Origin of the sequence: Frigoribacterium sp. PhB118 (assembly GCF_003751725.1) — a bacterium.
Lineage (GTDB): Bacteria > Actinomycetota > Actinomycetes > Actinomycetales > Microbacteriaceae > Frigoribacterium.
In genome coordinates this window covers 284,625-304,861 of the sequence record NZ_RKID01000003.1, presented here as the reverse complement: position 1 = coordinate 304,861, position 20,237 = coordinate 284,625, and the positions used below count along the sequence as shown (strand labels likewise).

The 20,237-nt window shown below is 73.2% G+C and carries 17 protein-coding genes; 7 read left to right on the top strand and 10 right to left on the bottom strand.

Features of this window, described 5'->3' with window-relative positions; genetic code table 11:
* Nucleotides 1-230: 230 nt before the first annotated feature.
* Genes EDF21_RS10960 through EDF21_RS10950 form a run of 3 tightly spaced genes read right to left on the bottom strand, consistent with a single transcriptional unit; the run spans nucleotide 231 to nucleotide 7,185 of the window.
* On the bottom strand, nucleotides 231-1,007 hold the full coding sequence (locus tag EDF21_RS10960; RefSeq protein ID WP_123571347.1) for an Fpg/Nei family DNA glycosylase: 777 nt from the start codon (nucleotides 1,005-1,007) through the stop codon (nucleotides 231-233).
* 3 nt (nucleotides 1,008-1,010) lie between these two features.
* The gene (locus EDF21_RS10955; protein WP_056043783.1) at nucleotides 1,011-5,942 is read right to left on the bottom strand and encodes a DEAD/DEAH box helicase; all 4,932 of its coding nucleotides are present in this window, start codon (nucleotides 5,940-5,942) and stop codon (nucleotides 1,011-1,013) included.
* A 43-nt stretch (nucleotides 5,943-5,985) separates the two neighbouring features.
* Nucleotides 5,986-7,185, bottom strand: coding sequence for a Fic family protein (locus tag EDF21_RS10950; protein ID WP_123571346.1), 1,200 nt, complete (start codon nucleotides 7,183-7,185; stop codon nucleotides 5,986-5,988).
* A gap of 141 nt (nucleotides 7,186-7,326) precedes the next feature.
* Here EDF21_RS10950 and EDF21_RS10945 point away from each other — a divergent pair, with 141 nt between their 5' ends.
* From EDF21_RS10945 to EDF21_RS10935, 3 genes are read left to right on the top strand one after another with little or no spacing between them, the layout of a single operon-like run.
* Nucleotides 7,327-7,971: an FMN-dependent NADH-azoreductase gene (locus tag EDF21_RS10945; RefSeq protein WP_123571490.1), complete on the top strand. Its 645-nt coding sequence runs from the start codon at nucleotides 7,327-7,329 to the stop codon at nucleotides 7,969-7,971.
* A gap of 50 nt (nucleotides 7,972-8,021) precedes the next feature.
* Entirely contained in the window at nucleotides 8,022-8,198 is a 177-nt protein-coding gene (locus tag EDF21_RS16740) for a hypothetical protein (protein WP_157485182.1), read from the top strand.
* Between the two features lie 50 nt (nucleotides 8,199-8,248).
* A complete protein-coding gene (locus tag EDF21_RS10935; protein WP_056043777.1) occupies nucleotides 8,249-9,247 on the top strand; it encodes an aldo/keto reductase in 999 nt (332 codons plus the stop codon).
* 27 nt (nucleotides 9,248-9,274) lie between these two features.
* Here the strand turns inward: EDF21_RS10935 and EDF21_RS10930 are convergent, their stop codons facing one another.
* The gene (locus tag EDF21_RS10930) at nucleotides 9,275-9,847 is read right to left on the bottom strand and encodes a phosphatase PAP2 family protein (RefSeq protein ID WP_056043774.1); all 573 of its coding nucleotides are present in this window, start codon (nucleotides 9,845-9,847) and stop codon (nucleotides 9,275-9,277) included.
* Nucleotides 9,848-9,981: 134 nt separating this feature from the next.
* On the opposite strand from EDF21_RS10930, the gene EDF21_RS10925 reads away from it, so the two are divergent.
* Nucleotides 9,982-10,875, top strand: a complete 894-nt coding sequence (locus EDF21_RS10925) for an SDR family oxidoreductase (RefSeq protein WP_123571344.1) — start codon at nucleotides 9,982-9,984, stop codon at nucleotides 10,873-10,875.
* A gap of 253 nt (nucleotides 10,876-11,128) precedes the next feature.
* Here EDF21_RS10925 and EDF21_RS10920 read toward each other — a convergent pair whose 3' ends face one another.
* The 3 genes from EDF21_RS10920 to EDF21_RS10910 all read right to left on the bottom strand — a co-directional run bounded on the left by EDF21_RS10920 (nucleotide 11,129) and on the right by EDF21_RS10910 (nucleotide 13,522).
* Nucleotides 11,129-11,986: an NAD-dependent epimerase/dehydratase family protein gene (locus EDF21_RS10920; RefSeq protein WP_123571343.1), complete on the bottom strand. Its 858-nt coding sequence runs from the start codon at nucleotides 11,984-11,986 to the stop codon at nucleotides 11,129-11,131.
* Nucleotides 11,983-12,978 (bottom strand): prolyl aminopeptidase, encoded by a 996-nt coding sequence (gene pip / locus EDF21_RS10915; protein ID WP_123571342.1) that lies wholly within the window; start codon nucleotides 12,976-12,978, stop codon nucleotides 11,983-11,985. Before pip ends, EDF21_RS10920 begins: the two co-directional genes overlap by 4 nt.
* Nucleotides 12,979-13,096: 118 nt before the next feature.
* Entirely contained in the window at nucleotides 13,097-13,522 is a 426-nt protein-coding gene (locus tag EDF21_RS10910) for a DUF1810 domain-containing protein (RefSeq protein ID WP_056043763.1), read from the bottom strand.
* A 126-nt stretch (nucleotides 13,523-13,648) separates the two neighbouring features.
* On the opposite strand from EDF21_RS10910, the gene EDF21_RS10905 reads away from it, so the two are divergent.
* On the top strand, nucleotides 13,649-14,806 hold the full coding sequence (locus EDF21_RS10905) for a GNAT family N-acetyltransferase (RefSeq protein WP_158612909.1): 1,158 nt from the start codon (nucleotides 13,649-13,651) through the stop codon (nucleotides 14,804-14,806).
* 42 nt (nucleotides 14,807-14,848) lie between these two features.
* Here the strand turns inward: EDF21_RS10905 and EDF21_RS10900 are convergent, their stop codons facing one another.
* Nucleotides 14,849-15,526 carry an SIMPL domain-containing protein gene (locus EDF21_RS10900; RefSeq protein WP_123571340.1) on the bottom strand — a complete coding sequence of 226 codons (678 nt, stop codon included), beginning with the start codon at nucleotides 15,524-15,526 and terminating at the stop codon, nucleotides 14,849-14,851.
* Between the two features lie 52 nt (nucleotides 15,527-15,578).
* Nucleotides 15,579-16,292, bottom strand: coding sequence for an alpha/beta hydrolase (locus EDF21_RS10895; RefSeq protein ID WP_082460069.1), 714 nt, complete (start codon nucleotides 16,290-16,292; stop codon nucleotides 15,579-15,581).
* A 98-nt stretch (nucleotides 16,293-16,390) separates the two neighbouring features.
* Here EDF21_RS10895 and EDF21_RS10890 point away from each other — a divergent pair, with 98 nt between their 5' ends.
* Nucleotides 16,391-16,939, top strand: a complete 549-nt coding sequence (locus tag EDF21_RS10890; RefSeq protein ID WP_056043756.1) for an NUDIX hydrolase family protein — start codon at nucleotides 16,391-16,393, stop codon at nucleotides 16,937-16,939.
* A gap of 141 nt (nucleotides 16,940-17,080) precedes the next feature.
* The gene (locus tag EDF21_RS16735; protein ID WP_123571339.1) at nucleotides 17,081-18,004 is read left to right on the top strand and encodes a hypothetical protein; all 924 of its coding nucleotides are present in this window, start codon (nucleotides 17,081-17,083) and stop codon (nucleotides 18,002-18,004) included.
* A 90-nt stretch (nucleotides 18,005-18,094) separates the two neighbouring features.
* On the opposite strand, the gene EDF21_RS10880 is transcribed toward EDF21_RS16735, so the two are convergent.
* Nucleotides 18,095-19,975 (bottom strand): DEAD/DEAH box helicase, encoded by a 1,881-nt coding sequence (locus EDF21_RS10880; protein ID WP_199736341.1) that lies wholly within the window; start codon nucleotides 19,973-19,975, stop codon nucleotides 18,095-18,097.
* Nucleotides 19,976-20,237: the final 262 nt, after the last annotated feature.

Below are 20,237 nucleotides of genomic sequence, written 5' to 3'. Positions count from 1 at the left end.
CGCGTCACGGGGCGTCACACGCGGCCGGACGGCCGGGCGCTCGGGTTCTCGGGCGCTCGGACCCTGCCCTGCCGATCGCCCCTGCATCCCGGCGCTGCTCGGCCGCCGACCCATGCCGCCACGATGTAAACATCCCGCCACACGATTGCGTGGCGGGATGTTCACATCGTGGTGGCGTGGCGGCGTGGCGGCGTGGCGGCGTGCCGGCGTGGCGGTCGTGCACGCGACCGTCAGCTCTGGCAGTGAGGGCACCAGTACGTGTCGCGCAGCTCGAGTTCGCTCTCGCCGAGCTCGCCCCTCTTGATCTTGGTGCCGCAGCGCAGGCACGGTTTGCCCGCCCGGCCGTAGACCCAGTCGGTCGTGCCGCGGAGGTTGCCGGTCGTCGTGCGGTCGACGCGGTCTTTGTTGGCCTGGATCAGCCGGTGCGCGAGGTCGATCATCTTGGGTCGGTTCTCGACCTCGCCGACGGGACGGGTCGGGAGCACGCCCCTCAGGAAGCAGAGCTCGTTGCGGTACACGTTGCCGACACCCGCCAGCACCCGCTGGTCGAGCAGGGCGAGCCCGACCTCGCGGGACGGGTCGGCCTCGAGGTTGGCGAGGGCGCGCGCGGCGTCCCAGTCGGGGCCGAGGAGGTCGGGGCCCAGGTACGAGACCACGCTGTCGTCGTCGTCGCGGGCCACGAGCTCGACGATGCCGAGGTCGAACCCGACGGCGACCCAGTCGGCGGTCTCGAGCACGACGCGCGCCTGGTAGGCCGGACGTCTCCACTTCGTGCCGTGCCGGTAGACGTGCCACGAGCCCTCCATCTTGAGGTGCGTGTGCAGCGTCAGGTCGCCGATGTGGTGCAGCAGGTGCTTGCCGCGGGCGATCACGTCGTCGATCACCTCACCGCTGAGGTCGACGGTCGCGAACGCCGGCACCCGGAAGTCGCTGGCGGTGAGCGTCTGGCCGTGCAGGACCGCGTCGAGGTTCTTGGCGGCGCGGTAGACGGTGTCTCCTTCGGGCATCGGTCAGGCCCTCAGCCGGATGCCGCTCGGCGTCGGTGCGAATCCCGCGTCGCGCAGGGCGTCGCCGAGCGCGGTGCCCAGCACGAACTCGCCGTCGACCCGTTCGACCGCGAGCTTGCCGATGCGGTTGCGCACGGTGGCGGCCAGCGAACCCGCGGCCAGGGCGAGCTCGCGCTCGTCGGGCTCACCGAAGGTCAGCACCGTCTTGCCACCGCGCTCCACGTAGACGACGAGCCGCCCGTCGACGAGCACCACGAGTGAACCGGCCTTGCGCCCCGGGCGGTGACCGGACTTCTTCTTGCCGCCCGCGCCTCCTGGGGTGTCGCTCGTCGCCCGGTCGTCGCCCCCCGAGGAGGCGCGGGTCGAGCCGGCGGCGGAGCCCGCCTCGGCGCGCTCCCCGGCTCCGGTCGCCGTGGTCGCCGCCGCCGCGGTGGCGGCTCGTGCCGCCGCGCTCGCCACGGCCGCGGCCTCGTCGGCGGAGGCGCCGTCGAGCGTCTGCCCGGGCCAGGGCAGGGCCGCCCCGTAGGGGTTCGCCGGGTCGGTGGCGGCCAGGGTCACCACGGGCACGTCGCGCTGACGACCCGCGGCGACGAGGGTGTCGTCGTCGCGGCGGTCGCCCTCGTCGCGCACGAACGACCGCAGGCGGTCGACCGTGGGCCCGGTCGCGAACTGGGCCGCCCCGAGGCCCTCGACGAAGTAGCCCCGTCGGGCCCGCCCCGTCTCTTCGAAGCCGCTGAGCACCTTGTAGGCCGTCGAGAAGCCGCCACGGACGCCCTCGTTGACGACCGCGCCGCGGGTGACGACGCCGTGCCGTTCGAGGAGGATCTCGGCCGTCGCGGCGGCGCGCACGGTGCCATCGGGTTCGGCCAGCGGCAACAGCGACCAGCGGCCGCCGACGGTGGGCGGGCCCGCCTGTCGAGGCATGGCGACCCGGCCGCGGCTGCGGTACGACGAGCGCGACCGCGTCGGGGTGCGCGGCCTCGGCGTGCGTCCGCCGCCCACCTGGGTGCGCAGGGGCGCGAACGTGTCGTTGGTGATCTGCCCGGCCCAGACGAGCTGCCAGATGGCGGTGACCAGGGCGTCGTCGTCGGTGCTGCCCACGGCGTCCGACAACTGGCGGAAGAAGTACGCCCCGCCACCGGCCAGGGCCGCCAGCACCTCGCGTTGCAGGTCGTCGGTCTCGGCTCCGGACGGCTCGGGCAGGGTGACCTGGGCTCCGTCGGCGAGGTGCAGGCTGACCCAGCCGTCGTTGCCGGGCAGGGTGCCGGTGCCGGACCAGATGACGTCGCCGGTGGCCGTGAGCTCGTCGAGCATCGACGGGTTGTAGTCGGTCACGCGGGCCGGCAGGATCAGGGACTCCCAGGCCGAGGCAGGCAGCGAGACCCCGCTGAGCTGGTCGACGACCTGCACGACGCCGTCGAGGCCGCGCAGGCCCGACCCCTTGAGCCCGGTGGCGACGTGCTGCCAGGCGGGCAGGAAACGCCCGAGCGTCTCGGGGGCGACCGGCTCGACCTCGTGCCGGAGCGCGGCCAGCGACTTGCCGCGCAGTCGGCGCAGCACCTCGGAGTCGCACCACTCGCTGCCTTGCTGTCGGGGGCGGAACTCGCCCTCGACGACGCGACGCTGGGTGGCGAGCTTCCGCAGGGTGTCCATCACGACGGCGGTGCCGAGGCCGAGACGGTCGGCCACCATGGCGGGAGTGAAGGGGCCGTGGGTGCGGGCGAACCGGCCGATGAGGTCGCCCAGCGGGTCGTCGACCGGTTCGACGAAGGCGGTCGGCACGCCGATCGGCAGGGCGACGCCGAGGGCGTCGCGGAGGCGCGAGGCGTCCTCGATGCCGGCCCAGCGCACCGTGCCGGCGTGGGTGAAGCGCAGGACGCGGTTCGACCAGGCGAGGTCGGTCAGGGCGGTCTCGAGCGCGCGGTGGGCGTCGTCGCGGGCGGCCACGTCACCGGCGACGAGGGTCGCCGCGAGCCAGCTGCGGTCGATGATCTCGTCGGTGGTCAGCGGGCCGAGCAGACGCAACAGGTCGACGACGCCCTCGATGTCGCGGGCCCGGCGGTCGGGGGCGAGGCGCTGCAGTTCGAGCTCGTGCTGGTCGATGACGTCGGCGTCGAGCAGCTCGCGCAGCTCGGCCCGGCCGAGCAGCTCTTGCAACAGGCTCGAGTCGAGCGACAGGGCGGCCGCACGACGCTCGGCGAGCGGCGAGTCGCCTTCGTACATGAAGGCCGCGACGTAGCCGAAGAGCAGCGACCGGGCGAAGGGCGAGGGCACCTCGGTCTCGGTCTCGACGATGCGCACGGTGCGGCTGGCGAGGTCGCGGGTGAGGCTCATCAGGGCCGGCAGGTCGTACACGTCCTGCAGCACCTCGCGCACGGCCTCGAGCACGATCGGGAACTGCGGGTACTTGCGGGCGACGTCGAGCAGCTGCGACGAGCGCTGACGCTGCTGCCAGAGCGGCGACCGCTTGCCGGGGTTGTACCGGGGCAGCAGCAGGGCCCGGGCGGCGCACTCGCGGAAGCGTGACGAGAACAGGGCGGAGCCGCCGACCTCTTCGGTGACGATCTCGTCGAGGTCGTCGAGCTCGAACGAGAACAGCTCGGCCCCGGGAGGCTCGGCATCGGTGTCGGGGATGCGCACGACGATGCCGTCGTCGGCAGCCATGGCCCCGCCGTCGACCCCGAGCTGGTCGCGGATGCGGGCCGAGACCGCCAGTGCCCACGGCGCGTGCACCTGCATGCCGTAGGGGGAGTGCAGGATGAGGCGCCAGTCGCCGAGCTCGTCGCGGAAGCGCTCGACCACGAGGGTGGTGTCGGTCGGCACGTACGACGTGGCGGCCTTCTGCTCGCCGAGGAACGCGATGAGGTTGCGTGCCGCGCGCTCGTCGAGCCCACCGGCGGCGACGCGCGTGGTGGCGTCGGCCTCGCTCGAGTTCGACAGCTCGCGGACGTAGCCGCCGATGGCCTTGCCGAGCTCGGCCGGGCGGCCGATGCCGTCGCCCTTCCAGAAGGGGACGCGACCGGGCTGGCCGTAGGCGGGCGAGACGAGCACGCGGTCGTGCGTGATGTCCTCGATGCGCCAGCTCGTGGCCCCGAGGGCGAACACGTCGCCGACCCGGGACTCGTAGACCATCTCTTCGTCGAGTTCGCCGACGCGGGCGGCCTTCTCGCCGACCATGAAGACACCGAACAGACCCCGGTCGGGGATGGTGCCCCCGCTCGTCACCGCGAGGCGTTGGGCCCCGGGGCGACCGGTCAGGGTGCCGTGCACGCGGTCCCAGACGATGCGAGGTCGCAGCTCGGCGAACTCGTCGGAGGGGTACTTGCCGCTGAGCAGGTCGAGGGTGGCGTCGAAGGCGGAGCGCGGCAGGGTGGCGAACGGGGCGCTGCGACGCACGGTGTCGAACCAGGCGTCGGCGTCGAGTTCGTCGAGGGCGACGGCCGCGACGGTCTGCTGGGCCAGAACGTCGAGGGGGTTGGTCGGCACGCGCAGCTCTTCGATGAGCCCGGCGACCATGCGCTCGGCTGCGACGGCGGAGTGGATCAGGTCGGCCCGGTGCTTGGGGAACAGGACGCCGCGGGAGGTCTCGCCGACCTGGTGCCCGGCGCGGCCGACGCGTTGCAAGCCGCTGGCGACCGACGGCGGCGACTCGACCTGGATGACCAGGTCGACCGCACCCATGTCGATGCCGAGCTCGAGCGAGCTCGTGGCGACGACGCAGCGCAGTCGGCCGCTCTTGAGGTCGTCCTCGATGAGGGCGCGTTGGTCTTTCGACACCGAGCCGTGGTGGGCCCGGGCGAGCAAGGGATCGCTGCCGGCGGTCTGCCCCGAACCGCCCATGAGCTGGGCCGGCGCCCCGCCGCCGACGGCCGGGTTGCGCTGCGCGGCGGGTGCCGGGGCGAAGGGGTCGACGGCGTCGGCGGCCGCGTCGTCGCCGACCGGGCCGGCGGTGACCAGCTGGCCCCGCGCCTCCTCGGTGGCACGCTCGGCGGCTTCGAGGTCGCCGCCCTGGCGTTCGATCCAGATGTCGTTGAGGCGGGCCGTGAGGCGTTCGGCCAGGCGGCGTGAGTTCGAGAAGACGATGGTCGAGCGGTGCGCGGCGATCAGGTCGACGATGCCCTCTTCGACGTGGGGCCAGATGGAGCCCTGCGGCGCGGCGCCGGCGGCCGAGCCCTCGAGCGGGGCGGCGGTGCCGAGCTCGGTCATGTCGTCGACCGGGACGACGACCCGCAGGTCGAACTTCTTGTCGGCGCGGGGGTTGACGATGGTGACCGGTGCCGGGCCGGCGAGGAACCGCGCGACCTCTTCGGGCGGCCGGACGGTCGCGCTGAGCCCGATGCGCTGGGCGGGTTTCTCGAGCAGGGCGTCGAGGCGTTCGAGCGAGAGGGCCAGGTGGGCACCGCGCTTCGTCGAGGCGACGGCGTGGACCTCGTCGATGATGACCGTCTGCACGCCCTTGAGGGTCTCGCGCGCCTGCGACGTGAGCATGAGGTAGAGCGACTCGGGCGTCGTGATGAGGATGTCGGTCGGCGTGCGGGCGAGACGGCCGCGGTCGCTCGAGCTCGTGTCGCCGGAGCGCACGCCCACCGTGATGTCGGGAGCCTCGGTGCCCAGGCGTCTCGCGGTCTGGGTGATGCCCACGAGCGGTGAACGGAGGTTGCGTTCGACGTCGACGCCGAGCGCCTTGAGCGGCGAGATGTAGAGGACCCGGGTGCGGTGCAGCTTCTCGTCGGGCGGGGGTGACGAGGCCAACGAGTCGATCGACCAGAGGAACGACGCGAGCGTCTTGCCCGAACCGGTCGGCGCGATGACGAGGGCGTGGTCGCCCTGGCTGATGGCCGTCCAGGCGCCTTCTTGAGCCCGGGTCGGCGCGGCGAACGCCCCCCGGAACCACTCACGGGTCGCGGGGGAGAAGCGGTCGAGCACGTCGGTCATCGTTGCCATCCTGCTCTGCACCACCGACATTCCGCCGAGGGGCTCAGCTCAGCACGGTGGCCTCGCCTCGGCGTCCCGAGCGTGCCGCGAACGCGTCCAACGCCTCGAGGACATCGTCCGCGCGCCAGATGGTGCCCATCTTGTACTCGGCCTTCTCCTTCAGCACTCCCGATTCGACCAGCCGTCGGAGCAGGGGGTAGACGTTGCTCGGGGCGAGCGAGAGCCGGGAGGCGGCCGTCGTGGCGTCGAGGACGGGTTGGTGGACGAGCAGGTCGAGCAGGCGCCAGACCGACGAGTCGCTCCGCGCGGTGACGCGGGTCGACCAGGATGCCCGGACGTCGTGGAGCTCGTCGACGAGCGTCCGGGCGTTCGCGACTGCCCGGAGGGACGCCTCGGCCGTCAATCGCACGATGGGGTCGAGTTCACCTGCCCGGTACGCCGTCAAGGCTCGGTGGTAGGCATCGACGTCGGTCAGCAGGCCTGCCGAGACCGGCACCGTCACGGACCGCGTGACCCCCTTGGACCGCAGCATCGCCTGGGTGAGGGAGCGCCCCGTCCGACCGTTTCCGTCGGTGAACGGATGGATCGTCTCGAACTGGGCGTGCGTCACGGCCGCCTGGACGAGGACGGGCAGGTCGTCGCGTCGTGCGAATTCCAGGCAGTCGTCGAGGAGTCCGGGGACCCGCGCGCTGACCGGGGCGACGAACTCGGCACCGAGGGGGCTGGCACTGCTCCGACCGATCCAGACCTGCTCGTTCCGGAGGGCGCCCGGAGTGTGTCGTGGGTCCGCAGCCATCAGCGTGGCGTGCATCGTGAGGACGGACGCCCTGGTCAGTTCGTCCGCCAGGTCGATCGCGGCCGACATGGCGCGTGTGTTCGCCGCGATCAGGGTCGCGTTGCGCTTGCGTTCATCCCCGAGCTCGGCCGAGAACACGGATCGGGCGTTGGCGGTCAGGTTCTCGATGCGCGACGAGGCGAGGGCCTCGCTGCGGAGCAGGAGCGGGGCGAAGGCCGCCACTTCGCCGCCGAGGGTGGCATCGAAGCGAGTCAGTTCGAGAGAGGCGTCCTCGGCCAGAGCGCGGACCTCGGGCGACGGAGCGGGGTCGAGTGCGCCGATGAGGGGCGGCACCGCCGCGCGGAACACGGTCGACCCGAACGGCTCGGCACGAAATCCGGCCGTCGGGCGACCGGACGGCATCCATGCGACCTCTTCGTGGTCGAGCGGCGGCCAGGCGGCGGTCACGGCACCTCACAAGTCAGAATCCGGGCGCGTACTTTTATGACTTATCACCTCAAGTCATAATTCGCTGACACGAGATTATGGTGTCTCCACCCGGTGTGCAACCTCGCCGACCGTGTCGGTCGCCCCGGCTACGGTGGGCGCATGCCGAACCTGCTCCACCTCGACTCGTCCGCCGACCTCACGACGAGCCGCTCCCGTGCGATCACCGCGGCGTTCGCCGACGCCTGGCGCGACCTCGGCGCCGACCACACGGTCACCCGGCGCGACTTGCACGTCGACCCGCTGCCTCACCTGAGCGACAGCTCGTTGCACTGGCCGCCGCGGCTCCGGCAGCCGGGCGACGCCCCCGATCCCGCCCACGAGGCTCTGCAGCAGGCCCTGATCGCCGAGCTCGTCGCCGCCGACGTCGTCCTGATCGGTGCCCCGCTCTACAACTACTCGCTGCCCTCGACGCTCAAGGCCTGGGTCGACAACGTCCACCTGCCCGGCGTCACCGCGCCCTTCGACGGCGACGACCAGCAGCCGATGCTCGGACGACCCGCGGTCGTGGTGACCAGCCGCGGCGGCGCCTACGACGACGGCACGCCCACGGCCGGCTGGGACCACGCCACCCCGGTCCTCGAGATCGTCCTGGGGGCGACGCTCGGCATGCGGGTCGAGACGATCGCGACGAACCTCACGCTCAGCGACCGGCTGCCGATGCCCGAGGCCGCCCGCGAGCGAGCGACGCGCGAACTGCGAGAGGCGAAGGAGGCGGCGGTCGCCTCGGCTCGTCGCCTCGGGTGACCGTGTCGTCGCGTCGACGAGGCGGCCGTCGGGCCGGGGCCGCACGCCGCGTGAAGTCGGTCGTCGCGCGCGTGTTCGGCATGCTGGCCGCTGCTCTCGCGATCGTCGGGCTCGTCCGGCTCCTGCAGGGGCAGGCCGGGTTCGGGGCGGCGTTCCTCTTCGCGGCGTTCGTCTCGGTCGTCGTCGCCTACGCGCTGGTCCGCAGCGTGAACGCGTCGCGCCGCTGAGCCCTCGCAGTCTGGGCGGGTCGACGTGCGGCGTGGCTAGGCTCGACGGCATGCAGAGCCGCACCCTCGGAACCCGTTCACCCTTCCTCGCCGACCGTCCCGTCTCGGTCATCGGTCTCGGCACCTGGCAGCTCGGTGCCGACTGGGGCGACGTCAGCGAGAGCGACGCGCTCGACGTGCTGGGCGCCTCCGTCGAGTCCGGGGTGACCTTCTTCGACACCGCCGACGTGTACGGCGACGGGCGCAGCGAGCAGATCATCGGGCGCTTCCGTGCGTCGAACCCCGACGTGCCCCTCACTGTCGCGACGAAGATGGGCCGTCGGCTCGACCAGGTGCCGTCGAACTACGTCCGCGACAACTTCGTGGCCTGGACCGACCGTTCGCGTCGCAACCTCGGCGTCGACACGCTCGACCTGGTGCAGCTGCACTGCCCGCCCACCCCCGTCTTCGAGAGCGATGCGGTCTACGACGCCCTCGACGAGCTGGTCGAGAACGGTGCGATCCGTGCCTACGGCGTCAGCGTCGAAGAGACCGCCCAGGCCCTCACCGCCATCGCCCGACCGAACCTCGCGACCGTGCAGATCATCTTCAACGCGTTCCGTCTCAAGCCCCTCGACGAGGTGCTGCCGGCCGCACGACGGGCCGGCGTCGGCATCATCGCGCGCGTCCCCCTCGCCAGCGGACTGTTGTCGGGCAAGTACACGACCGAGACGACGTTCGCCGAGAACGACCACCGCACGTACAACCGTCACGGCGAGGCCTTCGACCAGGGCGAGACCTTCAGCGGTGTCGACTTCGAGCAGGGCGTCGCCGCCGCGCAGGAGTTCGCCGCGGCCGTCCCCGACGGCGTCACCGTGCCGCAGGCCGCCCTCGCCTGGATCGTCGAGCAGCCGGGCGTCAGCACGGTCATCCCCGGAGCGCGCAACGTCGCGCAGGCCACGGCGAACGCCGCGGCCGGCAGCGTCGGCGAGCTCGACGACGGGCTCGACAGCGAGGTCGTCCGCATCTACGACCAGTACTTCCGCGAGGCCGTCCACCCCCGCTGGTAGACCGGGTGCCGGCGGGCCGGCCCGGGGTCAGCGCCCGCGCGGTGCCGACACGAGTCGGCCCAGCAGTGCGACGCCCGACCCGATGAGCAGCCCGCCGACGACGTCGGACGTCCAGTGCGCCCCCACGTGGAGGCGCGACCACGAGACCGCACCGGCCAGCGGCAACAGGGCTGCCGCGGCTCCCGGCGACTCGATCGCGACGCCCGTCACGAACCCGGCGGCACAGGCCGCGTGGCCGGACGGGAACGACGCGGACAGCGGCTGGCTGCGCAGACGTCGCTCGATCGGGACGTCGTCGATCAGGGGCCGGTTGCCGCCGAAGATGCGCTTGCCGACGATGTTCGCCATGGCACTGGCGAAACCGAGCGACAGGGTGCCCCGCACCGCGGCACGACGCTGGCCGACGAGGGCGAGTCCTGCGGCGACCGCGGCCCACAACAGTCCGTGGTCGGCGAAGTGGCTGAGGCGGCTGAGGTTGCGGTCGACGACCGGCACTCCTCGGACCGAGTTGATGCGTTTCGCGGCCCGACGGTCGGCGCGCAGCACCCAGGCGGGCAGGACCTGACGGGGAGTCTCGGAAGGCAGTGGCAGCAGGGGCACGCGACCACCGTATCTTTCCCCGGGGGTGGTGCCGCGCCTCCTCGGTTCCTGTCGTCGCTCCGCGCCGCCGACGTCACCCCCGACCGGGGTACAAGCTGGGCCGGCACGCTCGCTCCGCCGCGTACACCGGGGGCATGGCAGACAACATGTACACCCCGCAGAACCCCGTCACCCAGTACCCCCAGCCTCCGTTCGAGCACCAGCAGCAGAGCGCTCCCGGCGACGTCCACGCCATGAAGCCCGAGCCCGACCACGGCGAGACCAGCTACGTCGGCAGCGGTCGCCTCGCCGGTCGCAAGGCCCTCGTCACCGGTGCCGACAGCGGCATCGGCCGCGCGACGGCCATCGCCTTCGCCCGCGAGGGTGCCGACGTCGCGCTGAGCTACCTCGCCGAGGAGCAGTCCCAGGCCGAGGAGGTCGCCGCACTCGTCCGCGAGGCCGGTCGCACCGCCGTGCTGTTGCCCGGCGACCTGCAGGTCGAGCAGACCAACGTCGACGTCGTCGAGAAGACGGTCGCCGAGCTCGGCGGCCTCGACATCCTGGCGATCATCGCCGGCGTCATGCCGACCGTCAGCAGCATCGACGACTTCGAGACCGAGACGCTCGACCACGTCCTCAAGGCCAACATCTACCCGCTGTTCTGGTTGACCAAGGCCGCCTCGACGCACCTGAAGCCAGGGGCCTCGATCATCACGACCTCGTCGATCCAGGGCTTCCAGCCCTCGCCCGACCTCGCCGAGTACGCCGTGTCGAAGGCCGGCATCGCCAACTGGACCCGCGCCATGGCCCAGCAGCTGGCCGAACGCGGCATCCGCGTCAACGGCGTCGCGCCCGGCCCCGTCTGGACGCCGCTGCAGCCCGCCTTCGTGCCGAACGAGAAGATCGAGAGCTTCGGCTCGGAGGCCGCCTACGGCCGCCCGGGCCAGGCCGTCGAGCTCGCCCCGTCGTTCGTCTTCCTGGCGAGCCAGGAGTCGAGCTACATCAGCGGCGAGACCATCGCCGTCACGGGTGGCACGCCGATCCACTGATCACCGTCCGCCCTCGAGGACGCCGTCGAGTGGACGGGGCCCCGCGACGCCACGCGGTGCCCCGTTCGCTAGGCGGCGTCCTCGCGCGCGAGGCGGGCGGCGCGGGCGAGGCGGGCGAGGTGACCCCCCAATTCGGACCGGCGGGCGTGGGTCCGCCCAGTCCGCACCGGCGGGTGTGGGTCTACCCGGCCCGCACCTGCGGGGCAGGTCCGACAGGCCCGCATCGCCTGGCCCGAGCCGGGCTGGGCCCGGCTCAGGGGTGCCGCACGCCCTCGCCCGCGATCACGGCCCGGTACCCCTCGCGGAAGGTCGGGTACTCGAAGGTGAATCCCGTGCCGCGTAGTCGTGCGTTCGACAACCGCTTGTCGCCGCCCGCCTGACGACCCCGAGGAGGCGCGCTCGGCGGCACGGGCGACCCCAGTTCGTCGGCCACGAACGCCAGCACGTCGTCGAGCCTCGCCGGCTCGTCGTCGACCCCCACGTACAGGACGTCGGTCGGCGCCGAGGTGGTGGTGAGGTGCACGATCGCGGCCGCCGCGTCGTCACGGTGGACGCGGTTCGTGTGGGGGGAGCTGCCGGCCGGCTCGGCCAGTCGCGCGTCACCGTCGCGCACCTGGGTGATGAGCCGCTCCCGGCCCGGGCCGTAGATGCCGCCGAGGCGCAGGACGATGCCGTCGGGACGACGCGCGTGCAGCAGGGCCTCGGCCTCGAGGATGACCTCGGCCGTGGGGGAGGCCCCGGTCGCCGGGGTGGTCTCGTCGACGACGCTGCCGTCGTCGACGTCGTACACGGCGGTCGACGAGACGAACAGCACCTGGGCGTCGACCGCCCCGGCCTCGTCGAGTGCGTCGAGGACGTTCCTCAGGCCGTCGACGTAGGACGCCCGGTAGGTGTCGACGTCGCGGGACCCGGCCGAGAGGGCGACGACGACGATCTCGGTGTCGGCGGGGAGCGTGGGGCGGGTGTTGCTCAGGTCGATCGAGACTCCCTCGATCGAGGTCGGCAGCTTGCCCGCCGAGCGACGGAGGCCGAGGACGCGCTGCCCGAGGGCGACGAACCGCAGGGCGGCCTCGGTGCCGAGGTCGCCGCAGCCGGCGAGGACGACGGTCACCGGCTCGCCTCGTCACGCGAGGGCGTCGACTCGGACGCGAAGCGATCGGTCGCCGTGATGAGCGCGTCGAGGATGCCCGGCTCGTCGAACGCGTGGCCGGCGTCGTCGACCAGGACGAACTCGGCGTCGGGCAGGGCGGCGTGCAGGTCGAAGGCCGTCGTCGCCGGTGTGCACAGGTCGTAGCGGCCCTGCACGATCACCGTCGGGATGTGCGAGACGAGGTGTGCGTCGCGGATCAGCTGGCCCTCGTCGAGGAAGCCGCGATGGACGAAGTAGTGGTTCTCGATGCGGGCGAAGGCCAGTGCGAACGCCGGGTCGGAGTACCGCTCGACCAGGTCGGGGCGGGGCAGCAGGGTGATCGCCGAGGCCTCCCACGACGACCAGGCCACGGCGGCGGGCCCGTGGACGGCAGGGTCGGGATCGGCGAGGAGTCGCGCATAGGCCTCGATCAGCCCGCCGGGGCGCCGCTCGTCGGGGGGCACCGGGGCGAGGTAACCCTGCCACCGGTCGGGCAGGACGTTCGACGCCGGGCCCTCGTAGAACCAGTCGAGCTCGCTCTGGCGCAGGGTGAAGATGCCGCGCAGCACGAGCTCGGTGACGCAGTCGGGGTGGGTCTCGGCGTAGGCGAGCGCGAGGGTCGAGCCCCACGAGCCGCCGAACACCTGCCAGCGGTCGATGCCCAGGTGCTCGCGCAGGGTCTCGAGGTCGGCCACGAGGTGGCGGGTCGTGTTCGTCGAGAGGTCGGTGCCGAACGTGCCGGCGTGGGGCGTGCTGCGACCCGCCCCGCGTTGGTCGAGCAGCACGATGCGGTACCGGTCGGGGTCGAACAGGCGGCGGTGCGCGGATGACGACCCACTGCCGGGCCCGCCGTGCAGGAAGACCACCGGCTTGCCGTCGGGGTCGCCGCATTCTTCCCACCAGACCTGCTGGCCGTCGCCGACGTCGAGCAGGCCGGAGTCGTGGGGTTCGATCTCGGGGTAGAGCTGGCGCATGCGGACGAGCGTAGCCGGGGGAGCCGACACCGGCAGGGGAGGCGCGGCGCCTGGGGGCGACGACCCGCGCCTCCTCGTCCGGGGAGGAACCGTCGCCGACGGACGGTCGCGGACGGGCTCAGAGGCGGGCGACGGTCAGGTCGTCCTCGACGCCGTCGAACCATCGATCGAGCACGGCCCGGAACTCGGGTTCGGCCGGGTCGGCCCGCGCGAACAGGGTCATCGACGAGCGCAGCTTGAGGGCGTCGATCCCGCCCATCAGCTCGCCGGCGCTCGCGGCGTCCGCCCGGGCCGCGACGCCCGCCGCCTCGCGCAGGCGCGGGCCGAGCAGGGGATGGGCGAGGTAGGCCCGCGCCTCGTCGAGCGATCGGATCGCGTAGGTGCGGTCCATGCCGCTGCGGCCGAGGCCGGCGATCTGCGGGAAGACGAACCACATCCAGTGCGAGGTCTTCCGCCCGCGGCGCAGCTCGGCCAGGGCCTGGTCGTGGGTGCCGCCGGCGTCCTGCGCGTCGACGTACCGTCCGAGGTCGAAGGGATCGCTCATCGCCCCGTTCTACGCGCCGCGGGTCGAGCCGTCTCCCCCCTGGCGCGGAGGCCGAGGACGGCGCTACCCTGGTCGGCTGCCCTGCCGGGCGGCGGACCACGTCCCCGCCTCGACCCCGGAGCCCCCGTGACCGACATCGTGATCGACGAGATCGTCGTGCCCGACACCCTCGAGCCCCGTTCCGACGCCGGAGCCGACGCCGATGCCGGCCACGACGCCGATGCCCACCGCGCCGACCGCGCTGACCACGCCGCACGCGTCGCCGCCTACGTCGAGGCCATCGGCCTCGAGAACGCCGTCCAGGCCGAGGTGCTCGGCTTCGGCGACCTCGACTTCGGCCCGGCCGAACAGCTGCCGCAGTGGCACGACCGGTTCACGCCGCGGCGGCTGTTCGTGGTGCGGTCCGGTGGTCGCATCGTCGGCCAGGCCACCTACGAGACGCTCGCCGACCCGACCGTCACGACCTGCTGGCTCTGGGTCGCCGTCGCCCCCGAGCACCGCCGCCGGGGGCTCGGCACGGCCCTGCTCGACCACGTCGAGGCCGTCGCCCGCGCGGCGGGCAGGACCGACGCGATCTCCTTCGTCGCGTCCGGCCAGGGCTCGCGCCCCGCCCCGGGCGACCGCCTCGAGGCCTCGACCGGTCACGGATGGGTGCCCCGCGCCTCCTCGGAGGTCCGGTTCGCGCTCTCGCGCGGCTATGCGCTCGGCCAGGTCGAGCGCATCAGCCGCCTGCCCCTGCCGGTCGACGAGGAGGCGCTGGCCGCGATCCGCTCCGAGGCGCTCGCCGCGGCGGGGGACGAGTACCGCGTCCACACCTGGTCCGGCCCCACGCCTCCGCGCTGGCGGTCCGACGTCGCGGCGATGGCGACCGCGTTGAGCACCGACGCACCGATGGGTGACGTGCCGGAGCCCGAGGACGTCTGGACCGTCGACCGCCTGGTCGAGGCCGAGCAGCGACGCGCCGCGAGCGGGCGGGCCTCGCTGACCGCGGCGGCCGAGCACGTGCCGACCGGCCGACTCGTCGCGTGCTCCGACCTCGCGGTTCCCGACGACGCGTCGCGGCCCGCGATGCAGCAGATGACCCTCGTGCGGCGTGAGCACCGCGGGCACCGGCTGGGCTGGCTCGTCAAGGTCGCCAACCTCGACCGACTGATCGCGGAGAAGCCGGGACGCCCGTCCGTGCTGACCTTCAACGCCGAGGAGAACCGGCCCATGCTCGCGGTCAACGAGGCCGTCGGGTTCGTGCCGATCGGCGTCGAGGGGGTGTGGCACCGGCTGCTGTGAGGCGGGAGGCGGGCCTGCCGGTCGGTCGGGCCCGGAGACGGGTCAGGCGACGAAGTCGGCGCTGACCTCGGCGGTGACCTCGATGTCGTCCGGGTGCAGGTCGAACGCCACGGGGCCGCCCGACGAGAACGTCGCGACGGCACGGGCCAGGCCGAACGGGCTGCCTCCACCGGGAGCGCCGGGCCGCAACCCCGGCTCGAAGACCGACTGCAGCGTCGGCCGACCGAGCCCGAGCGCCTCGGCGTAGTCGCCGGCCCGGGTGACCGCGTCGGCGATCGCGGCGACCCGCACGGCCTTCTCGACCTCGGGCCGGCGGTCGTGGCTGAGCGACCACTCGATCCACTCGACGGTGACGCCCGGTTCGACGGCGACGTCGCCCACCCACGACGCCAACGCGTCGAAGTCGCTGAACCGCACGTCGACGGCGGCCCGGGTGCGGAACCGCACCACCGAGGAGGCGCGGGTCGCGTCGGCCCCGTCGCCCCGGTCGGTCGTCGCCTCGGTCTCGACCGCGACCGTGACGCTCTGTGCGCTCCACCAGGTGGCGGCCTCCTGGCGGCGCCAGGCAGTGGCCTGTTCGGTGAGGCGGGAGTGCACCGCGGCGGTGTCGCGGACGACCTCCTCGCGGTCGTCGCCGTCGAAGCCCACGGCGAGGTGGACGACGCCGCGCTCGGCACGGTGGCGGTGGGTGGCGGAACCGGACACCGAGAGCGTCGCCATCGCGCGCCTCCTTCGTTCGTCGGGTGGTGCGGGGCCGGGTGGGGCCCGGTGGTCAGTCGGCGGAGGCGGCCTCGCCGGCCACCACGGAGGCACCGCCGTCGACCACCGGCGCGGCGGTGACGCGACCGATGAACGCGTTGAGGTCGTCGAGTTCTTCTTGCGAGATGCCGTGGGCCAGCCCGGGGTAGACGGTCTGCTCGGCGTCGGCGTGCGTCTCGAGCCAGGCGGACGTGCGCTCGACGGCGTCGGCGGGGATGACCTGGTCGACGTCGCCGCGACCGTAGAAGACGGCGGGGCGGGCGGCCGTGACGGCGTCGTCGCGTGCGGCCGCGCGCTCGAGCGTGGCGTCGTCGCCCGCGGCGGGGACCACGAACCCGGCGAGCACGGCCGCGAACGCGAACCGCTCGGGCGCGTGACGGAGCAGCTGCAGCGAGAGCGACCCGCCCTGCGAGAACCCGAGCAGGCTGACGGACGGATGGTGCGCCCCGAGCGAGTCGAGCCAGGCGAGCACGGCCTCGGCCGCGTCGTCGACGGCGCCCGGGTCGGGCGCACCGGGAGTCGACAGCGGGTACCACGAGAACCCGTCGCCGTGGGGCAGTGGTGCCCGCAGCGACGCGACCACGAACTGCTGCGGCAGGTAGGGGGCGAGCGCGATCAGGTCGCCCTCGTGCGAGCCCACGCCGTGCAGCAACACGAGCAGGGGACGCCCGTCACGCTCGGCCTCGACGGCGGACCACTGGACGAGGGACGGGTCGATCTGCACCATGGGCCGAGCCTAGCGACGGGCGCCGACATCGGGGCCGGTGCTGTTCGCCCGTAGCGTCACGTCACGCGATCGGGCCCCCGAGCCGGTAAGAATGGCCCATGAGCTCCGTGCGGACACCCGACCCCGACCCCAATCCCGGCTGGCTCTCGGAGGACGAGCTCTTCCAGGCGCGTCAGCACCTGCCGATCCTCTACGTCGAGGCCGTGCCCGTGCGGACCGACGGCCTGGGGGTCGTGACCGAGGTCGGGGTGCTGCTCCGCGCCTCCGACGAGGGGTCGATCTCGCGCATGCTCGTGTCGGGCCGGGTGATGTACGGCGAGAGCCTGCGCACCGCGCTGTTCCGCCACCTCGAGAAAGACCTCGGGCCGATGGCCTTCCCCCAGCTGCCACCGTCTCCGGTGCCGTTCCAGGTCGCCGAGTACTTCCCGCTGCCCGGTTCGTCGGTCTACACCGACCCTCGTCAGCACGCGGTGTCGCTCGCGTACGTGGTGCCCGTCACGGGCACGTGCGACCCGCGGCAGGACGCCCTCGAGCTCACCTGGCTGACGCCGCACCAGGCCGCCTCCGACGAGGTCGCCGCCGAGATGGAGGGCGGGCGCGGCACCCTGCTGCGCAGCGCCCTCGCCTCCGTCGGCGCCCTGCACTAGCGCCGCTCGCAACACCCCCGATGCGGCGTGACACCCTCGGATCTCGGGGTGTCTCGCCGGTTCGGGGGTGTCGCCTGGCGCCTCTCCACAGGCGAGGAGGCGCGGGCCCCGTCCCTGACGGCGCTCGGCCACGCTGGACCGATGCGCGACACGTCAGGCCTGCTCATCCGTCGTTCCCGGCTCGTCGACGACGGCGTGGATGCCTCCTTCATCGAGCGGGACGCGCGACGTGGCCTCGCGGTGAGGCTCGCCGCCGGCGTGTACGTCCGGACGGACGACTGGCGGTCGCTCGGCCCGGCGTCGCAGCACACCGCCCGCGTGCACGCGGTGCTGCCCCGGCTCGGACCGGACGCCGTCGTCTCCCACGAGTCCGCCCTCGCCGTTCGGGGGTTTCCGCTGCTGGGCGAGTGGCCTCGAAGGGTGCACGTCGTGGCACGTCAGCGCGCTCGTGACAAGGTGACCGGGTCCGTCCACCAGCACGCGGCGCCCCTCGGCGACGGCGAGATCGACACGGTCGACGGGCTGCCCGTGGTGGGTGCCGCCCGAGCGGCCGTCGACAGCGTGCGCCGGCGCGACCTGCGCGGGGCGACCGTCGTGCTCGACCACGGGCTGCACGCGGGCGCGTACGACCGGTCCGCGCTCGAGGCCGCCCTGGCCGCACGGCCCGGGGTGCCCGGGCGTCGACGGGCGGCGGTCGCCGTCGCCTTCGCCGATGGGCGGTCCGAGTCGCCGGGTGAGTCGTTGAGCCGGGCGGGCATGAGGGCCGCCGGGCTCACGGGGCCCGTGTTGCAGGCCCGGTTCCCGGTGACGGGCCCCCTGATCGGCTTCGTGGACTTCTGGTGGCCGCAGTTCGGCATCATCGGCGAGTTCGACGGCGAGGTGAAGTACCGCGACGAACGGATGCGGGCCGGGCGCAGCCCCGAGCAGGTCGTGATCGACGAGAAGCGGCGCGAGGACGATCTGCGAGCGCTGCCCGGCGTGCGCACGGTCGTCCGATGGACCTGGGGCGACGCCCTGCGCGCCGAGCCCATGGTGCGGGCCCTCGCGCGCGCCGGGGTGCGCTGAGGGGGCTGGCAGCGCAACACCCCCGAACCGGCGTGACACCCTCGGATCAGAGGGTGTCACGCCGGTTCGGGGGTGTGGCAGCGGGTCGAGTCAGCGACCGCTGCGCTGGCCGCCGCCGGTGCGGGCCTTGCCGCCGACGAGGCCGCCGACCTTGAGCGAGCCGGGACGGCCGCCCTCGGACGAGGCGCGTCGTCCGCCGCTGCGCTGGCCGCCGTCACGCTGGCCGCCCTCGCGCGAGCCGCCGAGCGACGCGGCGAACTCGGCCTGGTCGTTGCGGACGGCGTTGGTGCGGCTCTGGCCGCCGTCGCTCTGGGTGCCGCTGCTCTGGACGCGGCGACCGGTCTGGCGGGTGCCACGGGTCTCGTCGCGAGCACCGTCGCGGGTGCCACGGGCGTCGTCGCGGACGGGCGTGGACGAACCGCGGCCCGACTCGGTCGAGTAGAAGGTCGAGGCGCCACCGCGGGGAGCGGCGTCGCGGCGGGCGCCGTCGCGGCCACCCTGGCGGCCGCCGTCACGCGAGCCACCCGAACGACCGGCACCGGCACCGGCGCGACCGGCGTCGGAACCGCGACCCGCGCCTCCTTGGCTGGGGCGACCCGAACGGTCCTGGCGGGCGATGGGGTTGCCCTGCGAGTCCTGACGGGCGGCGCGCTTGCGCTGGGCGTTCGCGCCCTGTGAGCGTCCGCCGCCACCTTGCTGCTGCTGGACGGCAGCCTTGGGCGAGGGCTTGACGTAGGCGGCGACCTGGCCGACGAGGGCGTCGACCTCGGGCGAGTTCGGCGTCACGGCGGTGATGGTCGGGCGGATGTCCGCCTTCTTCATCAGCTGGGCGACGTCGCGCTTCTGGCTGGGGATGACGAGGGTGACGACGTCGCCCTCGGCTCCGGCGCGGGCGGTGCGGCCCGAGCGGTGCAGGTACGCCTTGTGCTCGGTCGGCGGGTCGACGTGGATGACCAGCTCGATGTCGTCGACGTGCACGCCACGGGCGGCGACGTCGGTGGCGACGAGCACGCGGGCCGAACCGTCCTGGAAGGCGGCGAGGTTGCGGTCGCGCTGCGGCTGCGACAGGTTGCCGTGCAGGTCGACCGAGGGGATGCCCGACTCGGTGAGCTTCTTGGCGAGCTTCTTCGCGTGGTGCTTGGTGCGCATGAAGAGGATGCGACGGCCCTGGCCGCTCGCGAGCTTCTGGATGAGCGCGTTCTTGCTGTCGACGTCGGGCGTCTCGAAGACGTGGTGGGTCATCTTGGCGACGGGCGAGTTGGCCTCGTCGACCGAGTGCAGCACCTCGTTGTGGAGGAACTGCTTGACCAGCTTGTCCACGCCGTTGTCGAGGGTGGCGCTGAAGAGGAGGCGCTGGCCGTCGTTCGGGGTGGCCTTGAGGATGCGCGTGACGCCGGGCAGGAAGCCCAGGTCGGCCATGTGGTCGGCCTCGTCGAGCACGGTGATCTCGATGGCGTCGAGCTTGACGAATCCCTGCTTCATGAGGTCTTCGAGGCGGCCGGGGCAGGCGATGATGATGTCGACGCCGGCCTTGAGGGCCTGCACCTGGCGGTTCTGCGAGACGCCGCCGAAGATCGTGGTGGTGCGCATGCCGTAGGCCTCGGCGAGCGGGGCGAGGACGGCGTCGATCTGCGTGGCGAGCTCGCGGGTGGGGGCGAGGACGAGGCCGAGGGGGCGTCCGGCGCGACGGTTGCCGCCGGCCAGCTTGCCGCCGAGGCGGGCGGCCATGGGGATCGAGAAGGCGAGGGTCTTGCCCGAGCCGGTCTTGCCGCGGCCGAGGACGTCGCGACCGCCGAGCGTGTCGGGCAGCGTGTCGACCTGGATCGGGAACGCGGTGGTCTTGCCCTCCGCGGCGAGGGACTTCACGATCGGGGCGGGCACGCCCAGCGAGCTGAAGGTGACGGCATCGGCCGTCTCGTCGACGCTCGTGGCGCCGGTGGTGTTCTCGGTGTCGAGGGTGTTCGTTGACATGTGGTGCACCTTTCGGGGCATCGGTGTCGAGCCGGGCCGAGGCTGCCTGGCCGCCTGCTGGTGAGGAGGCACGTCGGGGACGTGCTCGCACGAGGGCGGGGCAGTGCCGGGAGGACGGCTGTCGTAGCCGGGCTCGAGGTGTGGCGACGGTGCAGGTGTGCACGATCGTTTCGCCGCAGAGTGAGCTTCGCGCGCCTGCTGGTCTGCCTGGGTGTGTGCCAGGACGGAGAGGCGGTGAGGGGCGTGCTACGACGCAGGGAGC

Coding starts and splice junctions, on each gene's coding strand:
- EDF21_RS10960 (WP_123571347.1), bottom strand. CDS start 1,007: ATGCCCGAAGGAGACACCGTCTACCGCGCCGCCAAGAACCTCGACGCG.
- EDF21_RS10955 (WP_056043783.1), bottom strand. CDS start 5,942: ATGACCGACGTGCTCGACCGCTTCTCCCCCGCGACCCGTGAGTGGTTC.
- EDF21_RS10945 (WP_123571490.1), top strand. CDS start 7,327: ATGCCGAACCTGCTCCACCTCGACTCGTCCGCCGACCTCACGACGAGC.
- EDF21_RS10935 (WP_056043777.1), top strand. CDS start 8,249: ATGCAGAGCCGCACCCTCGGAACCCGTTCACCCTTCCTCGCCGACCGT.
- EDF21_RS10925 (WP_123571344.1), top strand. CDS start 9,982: ATGGCAGACAACATGTACACCCCGCAGAACCCCGTCACCCAGTACCCC.
- pip (WP_123571342.1), bottom strand. CDS start 12,978: ATGCGCCAGCTCTACCCCGAGATCGAACCCCACGACTCCGGCCTGCTC.
- EDF21_RS10910 (WP_056043763.1), bottom strand. CDS start 13,522: ATGAGCGATCCCTTCGACCTCGGACGGTACGTCGACGCGCAGGACGCC.
- EDF21_RS10900 (WP_123571340.1), bottom strand. CDS start 15,526: ATGGCGACGCTCTCGGTGTCCGGTTCCGCCACCCACCGCCACCGTGCC.
- EDF21_RS10895 (WP_082460069.1), bottom strand. CDS start 16,292: ATGGTGCAGATCGACCCGTCCCTCGTCCAGTGGTCCGCCGTCGAGGCC.
- EDF21_RS10890 (WP_056043756.1), top strand. CDS start 16,391: ATGAGCTCCGTGCGGACACCCGACCCCGACCCCAATCCCGGCTGGCTC.
- EDF21_RS16735 (WP_123571339.1), top strand. CDS start 17,081: ATGCGCGACACGTCAGGCCTGCTCATCCGTCGTTCCCGGCTCGTCGAC.
- EDF21_RS10880 (WP_199736341.1), bottom strand. CDS start 19,975: ATGTCAACGAACACCCTCGACACCGAGAACACCACCGGCGCCACGAGC.